Source organism: Telmatospirillum siberiense (genome assembly GCF_002845745.1).
GTDB classification, from domain to species: Bacteria; Pseudomonadota; Alphaproteobacteria; order Rhodospirillales; family Magnetospirillaceae; genus Telmatospirillum; species Telmatospirillum siberiense.
This window is the reverse complement of the sequence record NZ_PIUM01000021.1, coordinates 49276-71515: the sequence shown is the minus strand read 5'-3', so window position 1 is coordinate 71515 and position 22240 is coordinate 49276. Positions and strand designations below refer to the sequence as shown.

The window sequence follows — 22240 nt, the reverse complement described above, 5'->3', positions numbered from 1 at the left end:
AAGGAACATCTGTCGATGACGACGAGCTCTGCTGATCTGTCCACCGTTCCCCATGAAGAGGCCTATGACGCCGATTCCATCAAGGTTCTGCGTGGCCTTGACGCGGTACGGAAACGACCCGGCATGTACATCGGCGACACCGACGACGGGTCGGGTCTGCATCACATGGTCTACGAGGTCGTCGATAACGCCATCGATGAGGCCCTGGCCGGCCACTGCGACCGCATCGAAGTGCAGTTGAACGCCGAAGGATCGGTCACGGTGCGCGACAACGGGCGCGGCATTCCCACCGACCTCCACAAGGAAGAAGGCGTCTCGGCGGCCGAGGTCATCATGACCCAACTGCATGCCGGCGGTAAATTCGACCAGAATTCATACAAGGTTTCCGGCGGTCTGCACGGCGTCGGCGTATCGGTGGTCAACGCCTTGTCCGAATGGCTGGATCTGCGCGTCTGGCGTAACGGCAAGGAACATGCCATGCGCTTCCGCCACGGCAACGCCGAGGCGCCGCTGGCCATCGTCGGCGACGCGCCCCAGACCGAAAAGGGGGGGCCGCTGACGGGAACGGAGGTAACCTTCCTGCCGTCCACCGAGACCTTCACCATGATCGACTTCGACTTCCCCACCCTGGAGCATCGGCTGCGCGAACTGGCCTTTCTCAATTCCGGGGTCTTCCTGCGCCTGATCGACAGCCGCCAGGAGGAGGAGAAGCGCATCGACCTTCATTACGAAGGCGGTATCGAAGCCTTCGTCCATTATCTCGACAAGTCGAAGATGGCCCTGCACACCCCGCCCATCGCCGTGATCGGCCAACGCGACGACATCACCGTCGAAGTGGCGATGGAGTGGACGGACTCCTACCACGAGAACTGCCTGTGCTTCACCAACAACATTCCGCAACGCGACGGCGGCACCCATCTGGCCGGTTTCCGCGCCGCCATGACCCGGACCATCAACAATTACGCCAATGATTCGGGGATCGCAAAAAAAGAGAAGGTGGCGCTGTCGGGCGACGACATGCGCGAAGGGCTGACCTGCGTGCTGTCGGTGAAGGTTCCGGATCCGAAATTCTCCTCGCAGACCAAGGACAAGCTGGTTTCCTCCGAGGTGCGAACCGTGGTGGAAACCGTGGTCGCCGACAAACTGGCCCAGTGGCTGGAGGAACATCCGCTGGAGGCCCGCAAGATCATCGGCAAGGTGGTCGAGGCCGCCGCCGCCCGCGAGGCGGCGCGCAAGGCCCGCGACCTGACGCGACGCAAGGGGGCGCTCGACATCGCCACCCTGCCCGGCAAACTGGCCGACTGCCAGGAACGCGATCCCGCGCTTTCCGAACTTTTCATCGTCGAGGGCGATTCGGCCGGCGGATCGGCCAAACAGGGGCGCAATCGGGCGTTCCAGGCCATTCTTCCGCTGCGCGGCAAGATCCTGAACGTCGAGCGGGCGCGCTTCGACAAGATGCTGTCCTCGGCCGAAATCGGCACCCTGATCGCCGCCTTGGGCACCGGCATCGGCTCGGAAGACTTCACGGTCGAAAAGGCCCGTTACCATAAAATCATCATCATGACCGACGCCGACGTCGACGGCAGCCACATCCGCACCCTGCTGTTGACCTTCTTTTATCGCCAGATGCGCAGCCTGATCGAGCGGGGCTATCTCTATATCGCCCAGCCGCCGCTCTATCGCGCCAAACGCGGCAATTCCGAGGTTTATCTGAAGGATGACCGCGCGCTGGAAAATTATCTGATCGACGGCGGCCTGACCGATGCCGTGCTGCGGCTGGGCGTCGGCAGCGGGGCGCAGATCGGCGGCGCCGATCTGCGGGCGCTGGCCGATCAGGCGCGAAACGTGAAATCGCTGCTCGCCAACATCTCCCGGCGTGTCCCCATGCGCATCCTCGAACAGGCCGCCATCGCCGGATCCCTGAAGGCCTCGATTTTGGCCGACCACGACAAGGCCGTCGCCGCCGCCGTCCACATCGCCGACCGGCTGAACGCGCTTGAGCCGCCGCTGGAACGCGCCTGGCAGGGGGACTCCACCGAGGGTGAGGCCATCATCTTGAGCCGCACGCTGCGCGGCGTCACCGAAACCCACCACATCGACGCAGGCATCCTGAAAAGCCCCGAGGCCCGCAAGCTCGACGAATTCTCCGCCCGGCTCCTGGAGGTCTTCGGCCAGCATGGCGAGCTTCTGGTCAAGGAACGCAGCACCACGATCATCGGCCCGGTTGCCCTGCTGGACGCCATCATGGACGCCGGCCGCAAGGGCATCGCCATTCAGCGCTACAAAGGCCTGGGTGAAATGAATCCCGGGCAGTTGTGGGAAACCACCCTGGATCCCAATGCCCGGGCGCTGCTGCAGGTCAAGCTGACCCATGCCGAGGAGGCCGACGAAGTGTTCGCCACATTGATGGGCGACGTCGTCGAGCCTCGCCGCGACTTCATCACCACCAACGCCCTCAAGGTTGCCAACCTCGACGTTTAAGCTCTCCCGCGTTGCCACCATCATTCCCGGACCCGGTCCGGGAATGATGGGCGAGGAGATCTGCTCCGGCCATGGCGAAGGGCCGGCCACCCGGCCCGATCATGCAAAATCAATAAGCGAAATTTGAGGGACCCCGGCAAAAACCGGTTCCGAAGGGCAGCTTCTGCCGGGCTCGGGGATCGGTCGTTACACGACCAGATCGAGCAGGCGCGGGGACGCGACACCGATCCCGGACGCCATGATGCTCAGAGAGGTGTTCTGCAGGGAGGCCCCTGCCTGCCGGGCCAGATTGCCGGTCCGGTCGGCGAGCTGGGTGAGCGTCGCCTTCGCATCGGAAGTCGCGCCATCCGCGCCATTCGACGCGCTATTCCCACGGTTTCCCGAGGCGCCGCTCGCAGTCTGGTCCCCGCCATTGGTGGCCGTGCTCGGAGAAAAGAGCGAGCTGCCGACCCGCCGCAGCATATGCGTCAAGCTATTCGATATCGCGGCAATCGCCATCACATCCTCATCCGTCCGATCCGGACACCCGGCAAGAATCGCCTCTGCCCGCCCTGTCTCGATACCTACTAAGCAAAACCCGGGCCACTCTGCGTGGGACCGCCCCACTTGATCTTCCTATCAACATCGATAGTCTGGCTGGCGCGCGGTGCCGACGGGAAAATCCGCACCGTTTTCTGCGATGACCGATGGGGGTGGCATGGCCGAGCAGAACGACGACGAAACGGATCAAGGGTCCGCACAAGGCGACGAGGCGGCCCGCCGCTTGCGGCTCCGGCGGTTCAAGATCTTCGGGGGAGTAACCGCCGCCGCCTTTCTTATCGGCGGCGTCTGGTGGCTGCTGACCCGCAATCAGGAAACCACGGACGATGCCTTCATCGAAGCCGACATGGTGCAGATCGCGCCGCAGGTCGGCGGCATCGTCGCCGCCGTACATTTCACCGACAATCAAAGGGTCGCCGCGGGGGCTCCCCTGATCGACATCGACCCCGCCGATCTGGAGGCGCTGCGGGCGGCGGCTGAAGCCGGCCTGAATGTTGCGCTGGCGCAAGAACAGGCCGCCCAGGCCGATCTCGACCTCATCAAGGCGACCACCGGCGCGGCCGTCGATGAAGCCCGGCATGCCGTCGACCAGGCCCGCCATCAAGTGGCCGAGGCCCGGGAGACCGCCGATGCGGCCAACGCCGACTCCATCCGCGCCGCAGCCGACGTCAAACGCTATCAGGACCTGCTGCAAAGGGCCGACGCCTCGCGCCAGCGCGTCGAACAGGCCATCGCCGAGGCAAGATCGACCGGCGCTCGATGGCGGGCGGCCCAGTTGGCCGTCACCGCCGCCGCCTCGGCGCAGGCGCAGACCGAGGCCCGCTATCGGGACGCCCTGGCCGCTCCGCAGCGCATCGCCCAGAAGGAGGCGCAACTCGCCAACAGCCGGGCCCAGATCGCCCAGGCGCTGGCCAACCTGCAAACGGCCCGGTTGTCGCTGTCCTATGTCCATATCGTCGCGCCCAAGGCCGGCCGTATCGGCCGTCGGGCGGTCAATGCCGGCGACGTGGTGCAGAAAGGACAGATTCTGGCCAATCTGGTGGTCGACCCGCCCTGGGTCATCGCCAATTTCAAGGAAACGCAGTTGACGCGGATGCACCCCGGACAGCCGGTAGCCATAACCGTCGACGCCTTTCCCGGCCATCGGCTGGAAGGGCGGGTCGATAGCGTTCAGCCCGGATCGGGGGCTCGCTTCTCCCTGCTGCCGCCGGAGAACGCCACCGGCAATTATGTAAAGGTGGTGCAGCGCTTCCCGGTGAAGATCCTGTTCGCCGACGCGCCGGACGACCTGCTGCGCCAGCTTTCCCCCGGAATGTCGGTGGTCCCCGAGGTCGACGTCTCCTCGCGGCAGGAAGCGCCAAGATGAGCCTCAGGCCGGCCAGGGAGGGCGACGGCAAGGGAACCATCAATCCCTGGCTGATCGCCCCCCTGGTCGCCCTGGCGGCGTTCATGGAGGTGCTCGATATCTCCATCGCCAATGTCTCGCTTCAACATATCGCCGGCGATTTGTCGGCCGGACAGGATGAATCCACCTGGATCCTGACCTCCTACCTGGTCACCAATGCGGTCATCCTGCCGGTGTCGGGCTGGCTGTCCTCGGTCATGGGACGCACCCGCTTTTTCGTCGCCTGCATCATCGGCTTTTCCATCAGTTCCCTGGCCTGCGGCCTGGCTCCCACGCTCGGTCTGCTGATTGTTTTCCGGGCCATTCAGGGGCTGACCGGCGGCGGGCTGCAGCCGACCGCCCAGGCGATCCTGGCCGATAGCTTCCCGCCCCGGCAACGCGGCATGGCTTTTGCCCTCTACGGCATGGCGGTCGTCTTCGCCCCCGCCATCGGACCGACATTGGGCGGCTGGATCACCGACCAGTTCAGTTGGCGCTGGGTATTTCTTCTCAATGTTCCGATCGGCGTGGTGCTGACCATGCTGGTCACCGCCCTGCTTCAGGATCCCCCGGCCTATACCGCCGCCCGGTTGGAACGCCGGCGTCAGGGCGCGAAGGTCGACTACATCGGCTTTTCCTTGCTGGCCGTCGGATTGGGTTTCCTTCAGATCGTCCTCGACAAGGGCGAGCAGGAAGCCTGGTTCGCCTCCTCCTTCATTTTCTGGTTGAGCGTCTTCTCCCTGCTTTCCCTGATTTCCTTCGTTCTCTGGGAATTGGGTCAGAAGCATCCCATCGTCGAGCTGCGTTTGTTGTTCGAACGTAATTTCGGCGTGGCCAACCTGCTGATGTTCCTGCTGGGATTCATCCTGCTGGGCAGCACGGTGCTGCTGCCCGAACTGGTGCAGCGACTGTTCGGCTACACGGCGACCGAGGCCGGCCTGGTCATCACCCCCGGCGGCGTCTCGATCATCCTGGTCATGCCGATCGTCGGCCGCCTCGTCTCGGTCGTCGATTCCCGCTATCTCATCGCCCTGGGGCTGGTGATCTGCTCGTTTGCGCTGTTCCACATGGCCGATTTTTCGTTGGAAACAGACTACCGAACGTTCGTTTGGGCCAGAATTTACCAGGCTTTCGGCCTTTCCTTGCTGTTCATCCCGATCAACACGGCCGCCTACCGCTTCATCCCCGCCACCATGAGCAGCGAGGCCTCGGCGCTGATCAATGTGGCGCGCAATCTTGGCGGCAGTTTCGGCATTTCACTGGTCACGACCTATCTGTCGCGCTTCGGTCAGGTTCACCAGACGACTCTCGTTGCCCATGCGACCCCGTTCGACGCCCCCTATCGGGACATGATGAACGGCCTGGCCCTGTCCTTCGTCGCGCAGGGGGCGACGGCGGCCGAAGCATCCGCCAAGGCACTGGGCTCGATCTACGCCATCGTTCAGAAGCAGGCCTTGCTGTTGGCTTTTCTCGATGACTTTCAAATGCTTGGGATTGTTTTTTTGGCTGTCCTCCCCTTCGTTTTCATCATGAAGGGAGGCCTGCCCGGACATGGTCCGGGACCGGCGGCTCATTGAGCGGGCCGGGGGATGGAGCGAATTTTTCCAAGCGCCGGGAAATCGCGGGGGGTGAGAACCCCCTCTCCTCATGATCGTATCAGGTCGACTGCGAAATCCCGGAACGAAAGCGCAATGAAACCCGCCTCGGCCTTCGTCAAAAACTGCAAATGCAGCCTCAAAGACCGACAGAGGCGATCTTCCACGGTCATCGAGATCCTCCCGTCGCCGGGAGGATCGGTCATGACACGTCAAGCAATTGATAATATTGTAATTTTTTGCAGAATGGCGCTAGCTGCAATCGTAGGCTGAACGCCGTCTCAGCGCTGGAATTGCGTCCGCACCAAACGGTGCGCCGCCCTGAGACGGGCCATCAGCCAACCACGGCCCTTCTCCTGAAGAACCTGCCGCCAGTGATGGAGAAGTCCATGGAGCCGCACCCGCACCAATCGCCACACGGCGACCCGGTCGAGTTGAGCGTGGGCCCAGGTGCTGACCGCCCGCACCCATCCCTCCAGCCGGACGAACCAGATGAGTTTCGATAGCGAAGGCCGGCACAGGACATAGATCCGGGCCAGGAAACCGACGCCGAACAATTCACCGGCGGCAAACAGCGCGATTCCGGCAAGGGCATGACCCGTCGCCAACAGCCATAGGGCGATGAGCTTGACCGGCAGAATGACCGCCCAGGGAATGACGAACAATAGAATGGCAAGATAGGGGGGCAGACGGCGAATTGCCGTCTCGACGCGGGCAATGGGCGCCCAGCGCCCCAGGGCGGCCGTCGCTCGGGCGAGCCACGCCCATGCAATCTCTTCGACAAGAAAGACCACCACCGCGACCGCCACCAACGGCGGACTGAGCAGCGCTTTCAACCGGCGAATACGCACGACCGAATTTCCCGGCGCGAGCCCGTCAGCCGTTCACTCTGACGATGACGTCGACGCGACGAATGGTCGTGCCTTCCGGCGCCGACGGCACCTTGCTGACAGCCACCATATCGGGCGGAATATCTTCCAGATGTCCGGAAGCCTCGAAGAAGAAGTGATGGTGATCCGACGTGTTGGTGTCGAAATAGGACCGTCCGGCATCGACGACGATTTCGCGCAGCATGCCCGCCGTCGTGAATTGATGCAGGGTGTTGTAGACGGTGGCCAGGGAAACCCGGATGCAGTTGCTGACGGCTTCGCCGTGCAGCTGTTCAGCCGATATATGCCGGTCGCAGCCGTCGAACAAAAGCTTCGCCAAAGCCAGTCTTTGACGGGTCGGACGCAGCCCTGCGGCCCGCAGGCGGTCGAGGGCGTGACTGAAAGGCCGTTGGAAGTTCGCGTTCATTTTCGGAAGCTCCTCCCGGACGCATTAACCGGGGATTATTTATACCTGTTAAGAAGATAGGATACCATTTGGAATTGCTTTAGGCCGTATTCAATTGCGGCCTGAAATCTTTCCCCGTCGTGGCCCTAATCACCCGTTTGTATGCGTTCAACCAGCTGGCGAACCGTCGGGATGAAACCGCCGGCATAGAACGGATCGTTGGAGAAGCGGTGCGCGTTGTGTCCGGCGAACATCAACTCGTCCTCGACATTGCCGTCATGCGCGATATTTTGCAGCGTCTTTTGAATACAGAAGCTTCTGGGATCGGCCTTCTTGCCGGTGGTTCCCGACTCGCCCTGAGACCAGTTGGAGAAATTGCAGGCCGACAGGCATCCCATGCATTCCACCTGATCGCGGCGGATCATTTCCGCGCGCTCCGGCGTCACGAAGACCAATGTCGAATCGGGGGTGCGCAGCGCCTCGCCGAAACCTTTCGCGATCCAGCCCTCGGCCTGGGCCTTGTCGCCGGGCGTCACATAAACCACCCGGCCGCGCAGACCGATGGCCAATTCCGCCGTATGTTCGCCCACCGCCTCGGAGGAATAGGGGATCTGATGTTCCAGCCGCTGGCACAGTTCCTCGATGAAGCCGTTCTTCACCGCCGAGGAATAAAAGCCGGTCGGGCTGAAACGGTGGAGGAGCACATCGCCGGGCTGAAGATTGAGCAGACGGTGCTTCCAGGCATTGGAAACCGGGCTTTCACGGGTCAGCAACGGACGCGTCCCGAACTGGAAAGCCACCGGACCCACCTCCGGATTGTCGAGAAAATCGACCCAGTCCCGCAAATACCAGACGCCACCGGCCACGAAAATCGGCACTTCCGGCGCGCCAACCTGACGCATGGTGGCCCGCAATTCGCAAACCCTGGGTAACGGCGGCTGCGGAAGTTCCGGATCCTCGGAATTGGACAGGCCGTTGTGACCGCCGGCCAACCAGGGATCCTCATAGACGACGCCGCCCAGCCATTCGGGGAACTTATGATAGGCCCGCTTCCACAAGGCGTTGAAAGCCCGCGCCGAGGAGACGATCGGATAATAATAGACGCCGTAGCCGGCGGCGATTTCCGCCACCTTGTAAGGCATGCCGGCACCACAGGTCACCCCATGCACCAGCCCCTTGGCTCCCTCCAGAACGCCATGCAGGATATGTTCGGCGCCGCCCATCTCCCACAGCACATTCATATGGACGCGCCCCTGTCCGCCCGACAGGTCGTGGGCAATGCGGGCCTGGGCGATACCGCCGCGGATGGCATAGGCCAGCAGTTCGCCGTGGCGTTCGCGCCGGGTCTTGCCATGATAGGCGACCGGAACGAACTTTCCGTTTTCGTCATAAAAATCCGCGTTGACGCCCGAGAATGTGCCGACCGCCCCCGCGGCCGCCCAGGCCGCGGAACTTTCACCATTCGAAACGGCGATGCCTTTTCCGCCCTCAACCAACGGCAAAACTTCACGGCCAGAAATAATCACAGGCTTCAGGGATTTCACAGCGACGTCCACTCCATTTGCGGTCCAACCCGACGGTCCGCGAATTTAACGCGGCCATTCGTTTTTTGAAAGATGGCCGCTATAGCCAAAGATGGAGATCGGTGCCGTCGGAGATCATTGTCTCAACCATCCGAACCGCTCAGCAATTGCTCCGGGCAATCGCTGAACAGCGTATCCGCACCCCACCCCCACAATTGTTCCGCCCGCAACCGATCATTGACGGTATAAGCGAACAGAGCCAGTCCAGCCTCTTTGACGGCCCTCACCGTCTTTTCATCCAGCGTCGTCTGGTCGACGTGCAGACTGGTACATCCCAATCCGCTCACTTCGTCACGCCAATCGGACGGCACCTTTTCCACCAGCAATCCCCGGGGACGGTCGGGCGCCATCTCGTCCGCCACCGCCAGGGCACTCTTGGCGAAACTCGAAATCACCAGCGGCGGACCATCCGCCGGCCAGGATCTCTCCACTTCCGCCAGGGCGGCCCGCGCGGTCGAACCGCCGCGGGCCTCGCTGGCCTTGACCTCAAGACAAAGGCCCTGCCCTTGTTTGACAAGGAAGGACAAGGCCTCGCTCAGGGTCGGTATCTTTTCGCCGGAAAACCGTTCGGCGAACCATCCTCCGGCATCCAAGCGACGGATGTCCGCCAGGGATGTCTCGACAAGAAGACCATGACCATCGCTGGTGCGATCCAGCCGATCGTCATGAAAGACCACCGGAACGCCATCCGCCGTCAGCTGGACATCCAATTCGATCCAGCCGACCCCCAGGCGAACGGCGCAGGCAAATCCGGCCAGGGTGTTCTCGGGCGCATGCGCGGCGGCGCCGCGATGGCCGATCACCCTGGGCAGGATCGATCCGGTCACGCTTCCTTCTTCTCTTCCTTCTTGCTCAGGTCCTCGCCAGTCTCCTGGTCGACCTGCTTCATCGACAGCTTCACCTTGCCGCGATCGTCGAAGCCGATGACCTTCACCTTGACGGCGTCGCCCATCTTCACCACGTCGGTGACCTTCTCGACACGCCGCGGGGCCAGTTCGGAGACATGGACCAAACCGTCACGGGCACCCAGGAAGTTGACGAAAGCGCCGAAATCGACGGTCTTCACCACCTTGCCGTTATAGACGCAGCCCATTTCCGGCTCCGCAACGATCCCCTTGATCCAATCGATGGCGCGCTGGCCGGCGTCGGAATCAACCGAGGCGACCTTGATGGTGCCGTCGTCGTCGATATCGATCTTGGCGCCGGTCTGTTCGCAGATCTCGCGGATGACCTTGCCGCCGGTGCCGATGACTTCGCGGATCTTATCCTTCGGAATGGAGAAGGTGACGATCCGGGGCGCGTTGCCGCTGACCGCCTCGCGGGCACGATCGATCGCCTTGGACATCTCGCCCAGGATGTGCAGACGTCCGTCCTTGGCCTGGCCAAGGGCGATCTGCATGATTTCCTTGGTGATCGAGGTGATCTTGATGTCCATCTGCAGAGCGGTGACGCCCGTTTCCGTACCGGCCACCTTGAAGTCCATATCGCCCAGGTGATCTTCGTCACCCAGGATGTCGGACAACACGGCGAAACCGTCGTCTTCCTTGATCAGACCCATGGCGATGCCGGCCACGGGGCGCGGCAGAGGCACGCCGGCGTCCATCAGGGCGAGCGAGGAGCCGCAAACGGTGGCCATCGAGGAGGAACCGTTGGATTCCGTGATCTCGGACACCACGCGCAGGGTATAGGGAAAGGCTTCCTTGGCGGGCAGGGTCGGGCGGATGGCCCGCCAGGCCAGCTTGCCGTGACCGATCTCGCGACGACCGGGCGATCCGATGCGACCGGCTTCACCCACCGAATAGGGGGGGAAGTTGTAATGCAGCATGAAGCGCTCGCGGTATTCGCCTTCCAGCGCGTCGATGATCTGCTCGTCCTGGCCGGTGCCCAGCGTGGCGACCACCAAGGCCTGGGTCTCGCCGCGGGTGAACAGCGCCGAACCGTGGGCGCGGGGCAGAATGCCCACCGAAACCTCGATCGGGCGCACCGTCTTGGTATCGCGGCCGTCGATGCGGATACCGGTCTTCAGGATGTTGCCGCGCACGACATCGGACTCGAGGCCCTTGAACACCTCGGAGGCGACCGCCAGTTCGGCGGCGTTGTCGCCCAGGCTCTCCAGAGCCTTGGCCTTGACCTCGCCGACCTTGGCATAACGGTCCTGCTTGACGACGACCTTGTAGGCGTCGGCCAACTCGGCGGCGATTCCGCCGTCAGTGAACTTCTGGCGGACGACGGCGGCTTCCGGCGCCGGAGCGGCAATGTCCCAGGGCTCCTTGGCGCACATCTCGGCCAGTTCGATGATCGCGTTGATCACCGGCTGGAAGTTTTCGTGACCGAAGGTCACGGCACCCAGCATGATCTCTTCCGACAGTTCCTTGGCTTCGGACTCGACCATCAGAACGCCTTCGACGGTTCCCGCGACCACCAGTTCCAGAGCGGACTGGGGAATCTGTTCGGAAGTCGGGTTCAGCACGTAATTCCCGTCGATATAACCGACGCGGGCGGCGCCGATCGGACCCATGAAGGGAATGCCCGAAATGGTCAAAGCCGCCGAAGTGCCGACCATCGAAACGATGTCGGGATCATTTTCCAGATCGTGCGACAACACCGTGCAGATGACCTGGGTCTCGTTGCGGTAGCCATCGGCGAACAGGGGGCGAATCGGGCGGTCGATCAGACGGGAGACCAGGGTCTCCTTCTCGCTCGGACGGCCTTCGCGCTTGAAAAAGCCCCCGGGGATCTTGCCGGCGGCGAACGCCTTTTCCTGATAGTTGACGGTCAGGGGGAAGAAATCGACGCCCGGCTTTGGCGTCTTGGCCCCGACGACGGTGCACAGCACCTTGGTCTCCCCGTAGGTCGCCAGCACGGCGCCGTCGGCCTGGCGGGCGATCGTGCCGGTCTCCAGAACCAGCTTGCGGCCACCCCAGGTCAGCTCTTTACGGAAGGGTTTAAACATCGACATACGTTTGTTTTCCTTATCCCAAGGGACGTGGCCGAATTGCCAGGTCCCGGGCAGAATTTCGCGCCTTACCAAAGGCTTTCATGGTTCCCGGCTTGAAGGATCGACCCGCCGGAATGCCCGGCGGGCGCAGGGGAACTGCCGATATGACGCTACCCGCGCGAAGCCATCCCCGCGCGGGTTCTTTAAAAAAAAACTTGCCACCCAAAGACCCGCTCGACCGGATGACGGACGAGCCCTTGAGGCGGGGCACCACCACAAGCTTACTTGCGCAGGCCGAGACGGGCGATCAGTTGCTCGTAACGAGCGACGTTCTTCGCCTTCAGATAATCCAGCAGGCGGCGACGCTGGCCGACCATGATCAGCAGGCCGCGGCGCGAATGGAAATCCTTCTTATGGTCCTTGAAATGTTCCGTCAGATTGCGGATACGCTCGGACAGAATGGCCACTTGAACTTCCGGCGAACCGGTGTCGGATCCGGTGGTGGCATATTCCTTGATGAGCTCTTGCTTGCGCTCGGCGGTGATCGACATCGTCTACTCCATATTCAAAGGTTCAACACACGTATCGGACGCAACTCGGCGCCATCGATACGGGCCAACGCCACCAATCGCTCTTCGGCCATGGCTCGCACGGTTACACCGGCGGATATGGACGTGTGAGGATTCAAGGCAGCCAGCCGGAGGACCGACAGGGACTGCCCATTCTGCAGGCGACGGGCCTCATCTTCCGTCAAGGCCAGAGCCGGGATGTCGTCCAGCACGGTCTCAACGGGAAGCACTAAATTCGCAGACGCGGCACTATGCCCAAACTCTTCGAGCATATCCAGGGAAATCGCGTTGATTTCGTCAAACGGCCCGCAGCGAGTCCGCCGTAGCGAAGACACATAGCCGACGGTGTCCAGGGCCAAGGCCAAGTCGCGCGCCAGCGAGCGGATATAGGCCCCTTTTCCGCAGCCAACCTCGAAGGTGGCGCTCTCGGGCGTCGATTCGATCATGGTGAAACTGTCGATGCGCACAATGCGCGGCCGCAATTCGACGCTCTGTTCGGCGCGCGCCAAAGCATAGGCGCGCTGACCTCCGATCTTCACCGCCGAATAGGCGGGCGGCACCTGTTCGATCTCGCCCAGAAAGCGCGGCAGGACCGCCTCGATGTCGGCCAGGCTCGGGCGATTCTCGCTGGTCGCCACGACCTCGCCCTCGCCGTCGTCGGTGCTCCGCGCTTCGCCCCAGGTTACCTGCCAGCGATAGCTTTTCGCTCCGTCCATGACATAGGCGACGGTCTTGGTGGCTTCGCCAAGGGCGATGGGCAGAATGCCGCTGGCCAGTGGATCGAGCGTTCCGCCATGCCCGACCTTGGCCGCGTCGGTCATCCGGCGCACCTTGGTCACCACGGCGGTCGACGTCATGCCGAGCGGCTTATCGATGGCGATCCAGCCGTTGATGGGCTGCCCGCCTTTCCTACGCCCCATCGTCCTGGCCTTCGTCGGACTCCGTCCGGGTCTCCCCGTCTTCGGCCGGTTCCTCGCCCAGATCGCGCCGCACCTCGGGACTATGCAGCAGCGCCTCGATGCGGCTGGCATTGTCGAATGTCGTATCGGCAACGAAAGAAAGGTCGGGAACCATCCGCATCTGCACCATCCGCGCCACTTCGTGGCGCAGATATGGCCGGACCCTTTTCAGCCCGGCCAGCAGGGAGGCGTTTTCACCCCCGCCCAACGGAATGACGAACACCGTCGCATTCCGAAGATCGGGGCTGACCGACACCTCGGTTACCGTGACCGGACGCCCGGCGACATCCACGTCACGGATGTCGCCGCGTTCCAGAATGTTGGCGATAGCGTGGCGCAATTCCTCGCCGACGCGAAGCTGGCGCTGACTGGGTGCCCGTTGCCCTCGGCTCATGGCACATCCTCCACCGAAAGACCGCTCACCACTTGGCTGACCCGAAAGGATCAGAGGGTGCCGGCGATCTCCTCGATCTCAAAGCATTCGATCACATCACCGACCTGGATGTCGTTGTAGTTCTCGAACGACATGCCGCACTCGTAGCCCTCGCGCACTTCGCGGACATCGTCCTTGAAACGCTTGAGCTGACCCAGCGCACCCTCGTGAATGACCACATCGTCGCGCAACAGGCGCACCTTCGCGCCCCGCTTGACCATGCCCTCGGTGATCAGGCAGCCGGCCACCTTGCCGATCTTGCTGATGGAGAACACCTCGCGGATCTCGGCATTGCCGAGGAAACGCTCCTTCAGGGTCGGAGCCAGCATGCCGGTCAGCGCCTGGCGCAGATCGTCAGCCACGTCATAGATGATCGAATAGTAGCGGATGTCGACGGTGTCGCGCCGCGCCATATCGCGGGCCTGCGGATTGGCGCGCACATTGAAGCCGATGATCAGGGCGTTGGACGCCTTGGCCAGGGTAATGTCGGATTCGTTGATGCCGCCGACGGCCGAATGAAGAACGCGGACCTTGACCTCGTCGGTTCCCATTCTTTCCAAGGTCGAAACGATGGCTTCCACCGAGCCTTGGACGTCGCCCTTGATGACCACGGGAAGCTCCTTGGCTTCGCCCGCGGCGATCTTGGAGAACATCTCTTCGAGAGTTCCGCGCGCCCCGGCGGCAGCCTTGGCGTCACGTTCCTTGCGCTGACGATAGCCGGCGACCTCGCGGGCCCGGACCTCGGTCTCGACGGTGACGAAATCGTCGCCGGCGGACGGCGTGCCGGCCAGTCCCAGAACCTCGACCGGCGCCGAGGGGCCGGCCTGCTCGACCTTGTTGCCGCGATCATCGATCAGCGCGCGCACACGCCCCCACTCCGCCCCGGCGACGAATACGTCGCCGACATGCAGGGTGCCCTTCTGCACCAGGACCGTGGCCACGGAACCCCGGCCGCGTTCGATCTTCGCCTCGATCACCACGCCTTGCGCGGCACGATCGGGATTGGCCTTGAGATCGAGGATTTCGGCCTGGAGAAGGATGGCCTCCTCGAGCTTGTCGAGATTGATCCGCTTCTTCGCCGAAACCTCGACGGCCAGAACGTCGCCGCCCAGTTCCTCGGTCACCAGTTCGTGCTGCAACAGTTCCTGGCGGACGCGCTCGACATTGGCGTCCGGCTTGTCGATCTTGTTGATGGCGACGATGATCGGCACCTTGGCCGCCTTGGCGTGGCGGATGGCCTCGACCGTCTGCGGCATGATGCCGTCGTCGGCCGCCACCACCAGAACGACGATGTCGGTCATGTTGGCGCCACGGGCGCGCATGGCGGTGAAGGCTTCGTGGCCGGGCGTATCGATGAAGGTGATCCGCTGGCCGCCATGCACCGCGACCTGGTAGGCGCCGATATGCTGGGTAATGCCGCCGGCTTCCCCCGACACCACGTCGGTGGCGCGGAGCGCATCCAGAAGCGAGGTCTTGCCATGATCGACATGGCCCATGACCGTCACCACGGGCGGACGCTGGATCAGGTTGGAATCGGCGTCGCTCACGCCGGACAAGCCGATCTCGACGTCCGAATCGGCGACGCGCTTGGGCGTATGACCGAATTCGGAAACCACCAGCTCGGCGGTGTCGGCGTCGATCACCTGATTGATCGTCGCCATGATGCCATTGCGCATCAGGCACTTGATCACGTCGGCGCCGCGTTCGGCCATACGGTTGGCCAATTCCTGGACCGCGATGGTTTCGGGAATGACGACTTCGCGAATAACCTTCTCGCTCGCCTTCTGCAATTGCTTAAGCCGCTCGCGTTCACGGGCGCGCTTCACGGCGGCCAGCGAGCGACCGCGCTGACCGCGATCGTCGTCGTCCAGGGCGGCGGTAATGGTCAGCTTGCCTTCACGGCGGCGGGGCTCGGTCCTCTTGACCACCGGCACCGGCTTATGAGGCGCGGGCCGACCCGGACGCTTGCCGCGGTCTTCCTCTTCCTCTTCCTCGGTCGCCGCCTTGGCTGCCGGAGCGGCGGGCGTGGTGGCGGTCGCAGTAGTCGCCGCAGGCGAAGCCGACGGGGCAGTGGACGCGGGCGCGGCGGCGGCGGCCGTGGTTTCGGCGGAAGCCGGAGCCGCGGACGGCGCGGGGGCCACGGGCTCCGGTTCCGGTGCGGGTTCGACCACCGGCGGAGCGTTAAGGGCGGCCTCCTCGGCGGCGAGCCGGCGGGCTTCCTCTTCCAGGCTGCGGCGCAGCTCCTCGTCGGCGGCGCGACGGCGCGCCTCGTCCTCGGCGCGGCGGGCATCCTGCAGGGCACGGGCACGGGTGGCCTTTTCGCCGGAGGTCAGATCATGCAGCGGATGCACCGCCGGCGTTTCGCCAACCTCGACGACGGCCGGAGCCACCATCTGCTCGAACTCGGGAGGACGAGGGCCCTCCTTGACTTCGTGCAGAACGCCGCCGGCTCCCGTCGCGAAAGTCCGCTTTTTGCGCACCTCGACGGTGACAACCTTGGAGCGGCCATGCGAAAAGCTCTGCCGCACCTGGCCGGTCTCCACGGTCTTCTTCAATTCAAGCTTGCCCGGTGACAGCTTCAACGGTGCTTTCCGGTCGGGGTCATTGGACTCGGTCATCGGTTCGATTTACTCTCGTTTCCGCGGGGACGCAGGTCCTCGCATCTCAGACATCATTACATCCGGGTTCAATCCGGCGCATACCCGCCAGGCGCGTAGCATCGATTTTCAAGCCATCCGCCAACCGTCCCGCCGTTAGCAAAGCGTGCACGGCATGACTGCGGCCGAAAGCGGCACCCAGCTCCTCACTGCTCAATACCGCAACCAGCGGCAGGGCGGGAGCCAGCGCCCTAATCTTATCACGTCCATCGGCCGCGCCGTCGGCGGCGGCCAGCAGAACCGCGCCACGCCCGGCCTTCAACTCGCCGCGGACCTTTTCAAATCCCGTAATCGCCTGGCCCGCGCGCCGTGCCAGGCCTATCCTCTCCAGGCAACGGCGCAGAAGCAGTCCGGCGATCGTCTCGGCAAGATCGGCCGGCGCGACGACCTTCCGACGGAACGACTTGGCGAAAAGATTTTTCGCCACAGCCGTATTTACCATATTCCATCCGGCGCTCAACCATAACCCGCGACCGGGGAGCCGCGCCTCGATGTCGGGAACCACCACCCCGTCCGGCCCCACGACGAAGCGGATCATCTGCTCCACCGGCAAGACCCGGCCGGTGACGATACAGCGCCGGTTCGGGCCCTTTTCCTCGAAGTCGGGGCTGTCCGCCCCGCTTTCGACCGGCCCTTCCGTCAAAGTCTCGGGTGGACGCTCTTCCGCCATGCGGGGTCCTCGCGCCGAACCCGTCAGGCCTGACCGCCCTCGCCATCGAACCAATGAGCCCGGGCGGCCATGATCGCGGCATTGGCGTCATCGAGGGAGAGCTTGTCCTTGCCCAACATCTCGATCAGTTCATCGCCGGCCAGATCGGCCAGATCGTCAAGGGTCTTCACCCCCTTCTCACCCAGAGTCACCAGCATGCTGGTGGTCAGACCGGCAATAGCCGCCACTTCGTCGGTGACGCCCAGATCCTTGCGCCGCGTCTCATTGCGCGCGTCCTGCTCTTCCAGGAAGACGCGGCCACGCTGCTGCAATTCGCCGGCGATCGCCTCATCGAACCCTTCGATGTCGGTCAGATCCTCAAGCGGCACGAAGGTCACCTCCTCCACCGAGGAGAAACCTTCGGTCACCAGAAGATGGGCGATCACGTCGTCGACGTCGAGGGCCTCGATGAACATCCGGGAGCGCGACTTGAATTCCTCGGTGCGCCGTTCGGATTCCTCGGCCTCGGTCAGGATGTCGATGTCCCAGCCGGTAAGCTGCGAGGCCAAGCGGACGTTCTGGCCGCGCCGGCCGATGGCCAGGCTGAGCTGATCGTCGGGAACCACCACCTCGATGCGGTTCGCCTCCTCGTCGAGAACCACCTTGGCCACCTCGGCGGGCGCCAGGCCGTTAACGATGAAGGTGGCCGGATCGGCCGACCACTGGATGATGTCGATCTTCTCGCCCTGCAGCTCCGCCACCACGGCCTGCACGCGGCTACCCCGCATACCGACGCAGGCGCCCACCGGATCGATGCCCGAATCGCGGCTGATCACGGCGATCTTGGCGCGAGAGCCCGGATCGCGGGCAACCGACTTGATCTCGATGATACCGTCATAGATCTCGGGCACTTCCTGGGCGAACAGCTTGGCCATGAACTGCGGATGGGTGCGCGAAAGAAAGATCTGCGGCCCACGGGGTTCCTGGCGAACGTCGTAGATATAAGCCCGCACCCGGTCGCCGGTCCGGAAGGTCTCGCGGGGGATCAGTTCGTCGCGGCGAAGCAACGCCTCGGCTCGACCGAGATCGACCACCACATTGCCGAACTCGACACGTTTGACGAGGCCGTTGACGATTTCGCCGGTGCGGTCCTTGAATTCGGCATATTGGCGCTGACGCTCGGCGTCGCGGACCTTCTGCACGATGACCTGCTTGGCGGTCTGGGCGGCGATTCGACCGAAATCGATCGGCGGCAGGGAATCGACGATGAACTCGCCGACCGCAACATCCGCCTTCTTGCGGCGAGCCTGGGCCACGGTCAGTTGCGTGGCCTCGTTCTCTACCGTTTCCACCACTTCCATGAAGCGGGAGAGCTGGATTTCGCCGTTTTTGCGATCGATATGGGCACGAATATCGTGCTCATGGCCATATTTGGAGCGTCCGGCCTTCTGAATGGCCTGTTCCATAGCCTCCAGGACTTCGTCACGGTCGATCCCTTTATCACGGGCGACCGCGTCGGCGACCTGAAGGAGTTCGGGGCGGGGGAGTGCTGCTGTGCGTTCCATGGGGTCCGTTCTCGGGCCTACTGTTCTTGAGCCTTCGTCGCTGCGGCAATCAAGGCATCCGTCAAGACGAGCTTGGCAGACTTGATGCTCGCCAGCGGGATGGCGATTTCACCGGTTTCCACAACCAGACGAACCTGGCTGTCGTCGTTCATACCCATTACCTGACCGCGGAAGCGCTTGCGCCCTTCCACCGGCTGCACCGTTTCAACTTTGGCTTCGAAGCCGGCGAAACGATCAAAATCCTGCGGACGAGTGAGCGGCCGATCGATCCCAGGCGAACTCACTTCCAAGGTATAGGCTTCGGCAATCGGGTCCTCGACGTCGAGAATAGCCGATATCGATCGGCTGATCTCGGCGCAATCATCAACGGTCATCGGCTGACGGTCGCGACGCTCGGCCATGACCTGCAAGGTCAGGTTCTGTCGCCCCTGCAGGAGCACGCGAACCAATTCGTAACCCATGGCATCCAGCGACGGCGCGACCATGGCCGAGATGCGATTCTCGATCTCCAAATCCAGCGGCCTTCCGACGACTTACCCACACCGCGCGATGCGGCGCTTGCCAAACCCTGACCCCGCTTTCAATCCCATATGAAAATGGAAAGCAAGGCCCCTAAAAAAAGCAAAAAAGTGGGCCAGCGGCCCACCCTTACAACCCCGCCTCTGGGGCGGGACCACAAGAATGTGTCAGGCGCCACTATAGCCATCAACGCTCCGCCTGCAAGCCTTTTGTCTCGATCCTATCGGCCGGCATAGGCCTTGCTTCCCGATGCCCGGCGCCGACGGGGCCAGCCGGGCGTCACGAACTTGTCTTTTGAACCGGCGCGAGAATCGCGCTACCACTCATCATCGTGGGCAATACATTGAAATTACTTGTATTTTTATCTATCGCACGAGGTGGGGTGATGCGCAGGTTCAGTTCCCTTCTGTTACTCCTTTTCACCGCCGGCTCCGCCCTGGCTTCCGATATCGGCGACTTGCCGCTGAAGCCCGGCCTGTGGGAGGTGCGCCCCCTCAAGATGATCCGCGACGGCCAGGACGTGCTGGCCCAAAGGGCGGCGGCGCATGCCGCGCTCGAAAAATCCTTGCAAGCGATGCCGCCGGAGAAGCGCAAGCGCATGGAGGAACTGACCTCGGGAACCGGCCGCATCTGCCTCTCCTCCAGTGATTTTTCCGCGGCGGCGAAGGCTTTGCAGCCCACAGGCTGCAAGCCGACCATCACCTCGAAGTCGGGCAACAAGGTGTCTTACTCCTGGGATTGCACGATCCAAGGCACCAGGAGCAGCGGCAAGGGCGAGAGGGTGGATGAAGGCGACAGGGTATTCAGCCACGTCGAAACACAATCCACCGATCCCACCGGCGCCTCCCACGGCACGATCCACGAAACCGAAATGCGGTATGTCGGTTCCGACTGCGGGTCCGTGGGCGGCGCCAACAGCGCCCGCTGACCAACGTCGTCAGCGGGGCTTTCGCAGATAGCGCAAGAAAATCGGCTGTCGCCCCTGTTCGCGGGCTTTTGCCTCATAGCGGGTGGCCGGCCAGTCCTCGACCTTGACGAGAGGGTCGACGGTGACATTTTCAAAATCGGCCCGCGCCGCCATCTGGCTTTGCGCCCAAGCCTTGTAGGTCTCATCGTCGGTGGCGATGCGAAGTTCGGCGCCGTCGGCCATCAGACGGGACAGTTGATCGAGATTGTCGCCGCCGATGAAGCGGCGTTCGGCGTGGCGTTTCTTCGGCCAGGGGTCGGGAAACAGCACGAAGACGCGCCGCAGGCAGGCATCGGGCAAAGCGGGAAACAGACGGCGGACGTCCTCGGCGAAGATGCGGACATTTTCGATGGCCTGGCGGTCGATATGGCCGAGCAGCGAGGCGATACCGTTGAGAAAGACCTCGCCCCCGATCAGGCCGACGTCCGGATGGCTGGCCGCCTGCCAGGCCAGATGCTCGCCGCCGCCGAATCCGACTTCCAGCCACAACTCCTTCGGCGGAACGTCGAACAGGCCTCCCGGATCCAGGCTATCGCCCGGCCGCGGCTCCCCGATGGTCAGCCGGGGCAACAGGGTTTCAACGAGGGATCGGCCGGTGGCTCGCAGAGCCTTGCCGCGGCGCCGGCCAAAAAAACGCGGACCCTCGTGGATCATTCCCTTAGATTCCTCGCATGACGTCCGCGTTCCGGCGTGTTGGCGTTTTGACTGGCGAACGCTTCAGCCCGAGCGGCTCCCGAAGCACCCCAAGATGCCTCATATAGAAACACTTTAGGGCTCGACGCGATGACCGCGCCAAGCCCTAAAGCATGGATTAGACGCCTCCGCGCCGTTTCCGGCATGGAGGCTGCTCAGACCCTCAGGCCAAAGCCGTCTTCAGTTGATCGACCAGATCCAGGCGCTCCCAGGAGAAGCCGCCGTCGCTCTCGGGCTCGCGGCCGAAGTGGCCGTAAGCGGCAGTCCGCGCATAGATCGGGCGGTTGAGGCCCAGATGGGTGCGGATGCCGCGCGGGCTCAGATCGACCAGCTGCTGCAGGACGTCCGAAAGTTTGTCCTCGTCAACCTTGGCGGTTCCGAAAGTATCGACATAGACCGACAACGGCTTGGAGACGCCGATGGCGTAGCTCAACTGGATGACGCATTTGTCGGCCAATTTGGCGCCGACGACGTTCTTGGCCAGATAACGGGCGGCATAGGCGGCCGACCGATCGACCTTGGTCGGATCCTTGCCCGAGAAGGCCCCGCCGCCGTGCGGAGCGGCGCCGCCGTAAGTGTCGACAATGATTTTGCGGCCAGTGAGGCCGGCATCGCCGTCGGGGCCGCCGATAACGAAGCGCCCCGTCGGATTGACGTAGAAATGGTCTTCCGGGCACATCCATCCGTCGGGCAACACGTTCAGCACATGCGGACGGACGATCTCGCGGACGGCGTCCTGATCGATCGTGCCGCTGTGCTGGGTCGAGACCACCACCGAGGTGGCGCGCACCGGCTTGCCGTTCACATATTGCAAGGTCACCTGGCTCTTGGCGTCGGGCCCGAGCAGAGGCTCGGCCCCGGAATGGCGGGCCTCGGCGAGCGACTTCAAGATGGCGTGGGAATAATAGATGGGCGCCGGCATCAAGACGGCGGTCTCGTCGCAGGCATAGCCGAACATGATGCCCTGGTCGCCGGCTCCCTCATCCTTGTTGCCGGCCGCGTCCACGCCGATGGCGATGTCTGCGGACTGCTTATGGACGAACACGTCGACGCGGGCGTTCTTCCAATGGAAGCCGTCCTGCTCGTAGCCGATGTCGCGGACCGCGGACCGGGCTACCTCTTCCAGGGTCTTGCTGGTGATGCCGTCCGGGCCGCGCACTTCGCCGGCCAGAACGATCTGATTGGTGGTGCACAGCGTCTCGACGGCGACGCGGGCGCTGGGATCGGCGGTCAGAAAGGTATCGACGATGGCGTCCGAAATACGGTCGCACACCTTGTCGGGATGCCCCTCTGAAACAGACTCACTTGTAAAAAGGAAATTGGACTTCGACACAGTCGATTCCTCCGAAATCCGGTTGCGACAGGACCTGGGGCATCGAAGGAAGGCCATCGGTGCACCCACTTAGCCTTGGATTTTACGTGGCAGCAAGCGG

At 63.2% G+C, this 22240-nt stretch carries 19 protein-coding genes; 4 read left to right on the top strand and 15 right to left on the bottom strand.

Annotated elements, in window-relative coordinates:
- Window positions 1-15: 15 nt before the first annotated feature.
- Window positions 16-2481, top strand: a complete 2466-nt coding sequence (gene gyrB, locus CWS72_RS17075) for a DNA topoisomerase (ATP-hydrolyzing) subunit B (RefSeq protein WP_101251835.1) — start codon at window positions 16-18, stop codon at window positions 2479-2481.
- A 186-nt stretch (window positions 2482-2667) separates the two neighbouring features.
- Here the strand turns inward: gyrB and CWS72_RS17070 are convergent, their stop codons facing one another.
- Window positions 2668-2952 carry a hypothetical protein gene (locus tag CWS72_RS17070; protein ID WP_146002780.1) on the bottom strand — a complete coding sequence of 95 codons (285 nt, stop codon included), beginning with the start codon at window positions 2950-2952 and terminating at the stop codon, window positions 2668-2670.
- 226 nt (window positions 2953-3178) lie between these two features.
- On the opposite strand from CWS72_RS17070, the gene CWS72_RS17065 reads away from it, so the two are divergent.
- The gene (locus CWS72_RS17065) at window positions 3179-4387 is read left to right on the top strand and encodes an HlyD family secretion protein (RefSeq protein ID WP_158240692.1); all 1209 of its coding nucleotides are present in this window, start codon (window positions 3179-3181) and stop codon (window positions 4385-4387) included.
- Entirely contained in the window at window positions 4384-5982 is a 1599-nt protein-coding gene (locus CWS72_RS17060) for a DHA2 family efflux MFS transporter permease subunit (protein ID WP_101251832.1), read from the top strand. Before CWS72_RS17065 ends, CWS72_RS17060 begins: the two co-directional genes overlap by 4 nt.
- A gap of 299 nt (window positions 5983-6281) precedes the next feature.
- On the opposite strand, the gene CWS72_RS17055 is transcribed toward CWS72_RS17060, so the two are convergent.
- The 12 genes from CWS72_RS17055 to rimP form a co-directional block, all read right to left on the bottom strand.
- Window positions 6282-6851 (bottom strand): hypothetical protein, encoded by a 570-nt coding sequence (locus CWS72_RS17055; RefSeq protein ID WP_146002779.1) that lies wholly within the window; start codon window positions 6849-6851, stop codon window positions 6282-6284.
- Window positions 6852-6876: 25 nt separating this feature from the next.
- Window positions 6877-7296 carry an iron response transcriptional regulator IrrA gene (gene irrA, locus CWS72_RS17050; protein WP_101251830.1) on the bottom strand — a complete coding sequence of 140 codons (420 nt, stop codon included), beginning with the start codon at window positions 7294-7296 and terminating at the stop codon, window positions 6877-6879.
- Window positions 7297-7421: 125 nt separating this feature from the next.
- On the bottom strand, window positions 7422-8819 hold the full coding sequence (locus tag CWS72_RS17045; RefSeq protein WP_101251880.1) for an NAD(P)H-dependent flavin oxidoreductase: 1398 nt from the start codon (window positions 8817-8819) through the stop codon (window positions 7422-7424).
- A 122-nt stretch (window positions 8820-8941) separates the two neighbouring features.
- Window positions 8942-9685, bottom strand: a complete 744-nt coding sequence (locus tag CWS72_RS17040; protein WP_101251829.1) for a glycerophosphoryl diester phosphodiesterase — start codon at window positions 9683-9685, stop codon at window positions 8942-8944.
- Window positions 9682-11817, bottom strand: coding sequence for a polyribonucleotide nucleotidyltransferase (gene pnp / locus CWS72_RS17035; protein ID WP_101251828.1), 2136 nt, complete (start codon window positions 11815-11817; stop codon window positions 9682-9684). Before pnp ends, CWS72_RS17040 begins: the two co-directional genes overlap by 4 nt.
- 260 nt (window positions 11818-12077) lie before the next feature.
- Window positions 12078-12347 (bottom strand): 30S ribosomal protein S15, encoded by a 270-nt coding sequence (gene rpsO / locus CWS72_RS17030; protein ID WP_101251827.1) that lies wholly within the window; start codon window positions 12345-12347, stop codon window positions 12078-12080.
- A gap of 14 nt (window positions 12348-12361) precedes the next feature.
- Window positions 12362-13285 (bottom strand): tRNA pseudouridine(55) synthase TruB, encoded by a 924-nt coding sequence (gene truB / locus CWS72_RS17025; protein WP_101251826.1) that lies wholly within the window; start codon window positions 13283-13285, stop codon window positions 12362-12364.
- Complete coding sequence (rbfA, locus tag CWS72_RS17020; RefSeq protein WP_101251825.1) at window positions 13275-13718, bottom strand: 30S ribosome-binding factor RbfA; 444 nt, start codon at window positions 13716-13718, stop codon at window positions 13275-13277. Before rbfA ends, truB begins: the two co-directional genes overlap by 11 nt.
- Window positions 13719-13768: 50 nt before the next feature.
- Window positions 13769-16375, bottom strand: coding sequence for a translation initiation factor IF-2 (gene infB, locus CWS72_RS17015; protein WP_101251824.1), 2607 nt, complete (start codon window positions 16373-16375; stop codon window positions 13769-13771).
- A 46-nt stretch (window positions 16376-16421) separates the two neighbouring features.
- A complete protein-coding gene (locus CWS72_RS17010) occupies window positions 16422-17084 on the bottom strand; it encodes an RNA-binding protein (RefSeq protein ID WP_101251823.1) in 663 nt (220 codons plus the stop codon).
- A gap of 23 nt (window positions 17085-17107) precedes the next feature.
- Window positions 17108-18628: a transcription termination factor NusA gene (gene nusA / locus CWS72_RS17005; protein ID WP_101251822.1), complete on the bottom strand. Its 1521-nt coding sequence runs from the start codon at window positions 18626-18628 to the stop codon at window positions 17108-17110.
- 17 nt (window positions 18629-18645) lie between these two features.
- Complete coding sequence (rimP, locus tag CWS72_RS17000; protein WP_101251821.1) at window positions 18646-19140, bottom strand: ribosome maturation factor RimP; 495 nt, start codon at window positions 19138-19140, stop codon at window positions 18646-18648.
- A 392-nt stretch (window positions 19141-19532) separates the two neighbouring features.
- Between rimP and CWS72_RS16995 the strand changes: the two genes are divergently transcribed.
- Entirely contained in the window at window positions 19533-20075 is a 543-nt protein-coding gene (locus CWS72_RS16995) for a DUF3617 domain-containing protein (RefSeq protein WP_101251820.1), read from the top strand.
- A gap of 9 nt (window positions 20076-20084) precedes the next feature.
- Here CWS72_RS16995 and trmB read toward each other — a convergent pair whose 3' ends face one another.
- Together trmB and metK are read right to left on the bottom strand one after the other, a co-directional pair.
- The gene (gene trmB / locus CWS72_RS16990; protein ID WP_101251819.1) at window positions 20085-20768 is read right to left on the bottom strand and encodes a tRNA (guanine(46)-N(7))-methyltransferase TrmB; all 684 of its coding nucleotides are present in this window, start codon (window positions 20766-20768) and stop codon (window positions 20085-20087) included.
- Window positions 20769-20970: 202 nt separating this feature from the next.
- Complete coding sequence (metK, locus tag CWS72_RS16985) at window positions 20971-22140, bottom strand: methionine adenosyltransferase (RefSeq protein WP_101251818.1); 1170 nt, start codon at window positions 22138-22140, stop codon at window positions 20971-20973.
- Window positions 22141-22240 lie beyond the last annotated feature (100 nt).

What these genes read in the sequence shown, in the direction of transcription:
- gyrB (WP_101251835.1), top strand. Translation starts at nt 16, where the DNA reads ATGACGACGAGCTCTGCTGATCTGTCCACCGTTCCCCATGAAGAGGCC.
- CWS72_RS17065 (WP_158240692.1), top strand. Translation starts at nt 3,179, where the DNA reads ATGGCCGAGCAGAACGACGACGAAACGGATCAAGGGTCCGCACAAGGC.
- CWS72_RS17060 (WP_101251832.1), top strand. Translation starts at nt 4,384, where the DNA reads ATGAGCCTCAGGCCGGCCAGGGAGGGCGACGGCAAGGGAACCATCAAT.
- irrA (WP_101251830.1), bottom strand. Translation starts at nt 7,296, where the DNA reads ATGAACGCGAACTTCCAACGGCCTTTCAGTCACGCCCTCGACCGCCTG.
- pnp (WP_101251828.1), bottom strand. Translation starts at nt 11,817, where the DNA reads ATGTCGATGTTTAAACCCTTCCGTAAAGAGCTGACCTGGGGTGGCCGC.
- rpsO (WP_101251827.1), bottom strand. Translation starts at nt 12,347, where the DNA reads ATGTCGATCACCGCCGAGCGCAAGCAAGAGCTCATCAAGGAATATGCC.
- truB (WP_101251826.1), bottom strand. Translation starts at nt 13,285, where the DNA reads ATGGGGCGTAGGAAAGGCGGGCAGCCCATCAACGGCTGGATCGCCATC.
- rbfA (WP_101251825.1), bottom strand. Translation starts at nt 13,718, where the DNA reads ATGAGCCGAGGGCAACGGGCACCCAGTCAGCGCCAGCTTCGCGTCGGC.
- infB (WP_101251824.1), bottom strand. Translation starts at nt 16,375, where the DNA reads ATGACCGAGTCCAATGACCCCGACCGGAAAGCACCGTTGAAGCTGTCA.
- CWS72_RS17010 (WP_101251823.1), bottom strand. Translation starts at nt 17,084, where the DNA reads ATGGCGGAAGAGCGTCCACCCGAGACTTTGACGGAAGGGCCGGTCGAA.
- nusA (WP_101251822.1), bottom strand. Translation starts at nt 18,628, where the DNA reads ATGGAACGCACAGCAGCACTCCCCCGCCCCGAACTCCTTCAGGTCGCC.
- CWS72_RS16995 (WP_101251820.1), top strand. Translation starts at nt 19,533, where the DNA reads ATGCGCAGGTTCAGTTCCCTTCTGTTACTCCTTTTCACCGCCGGCTCC.
- trmB (WP_101251819.1), bottom strand. Translation starts at nt 20,768, where the DNA reads ATGATCCACGAGGGTCCGCGTTTTTTTGGCCGGCGCCGCGGCAAGGCT.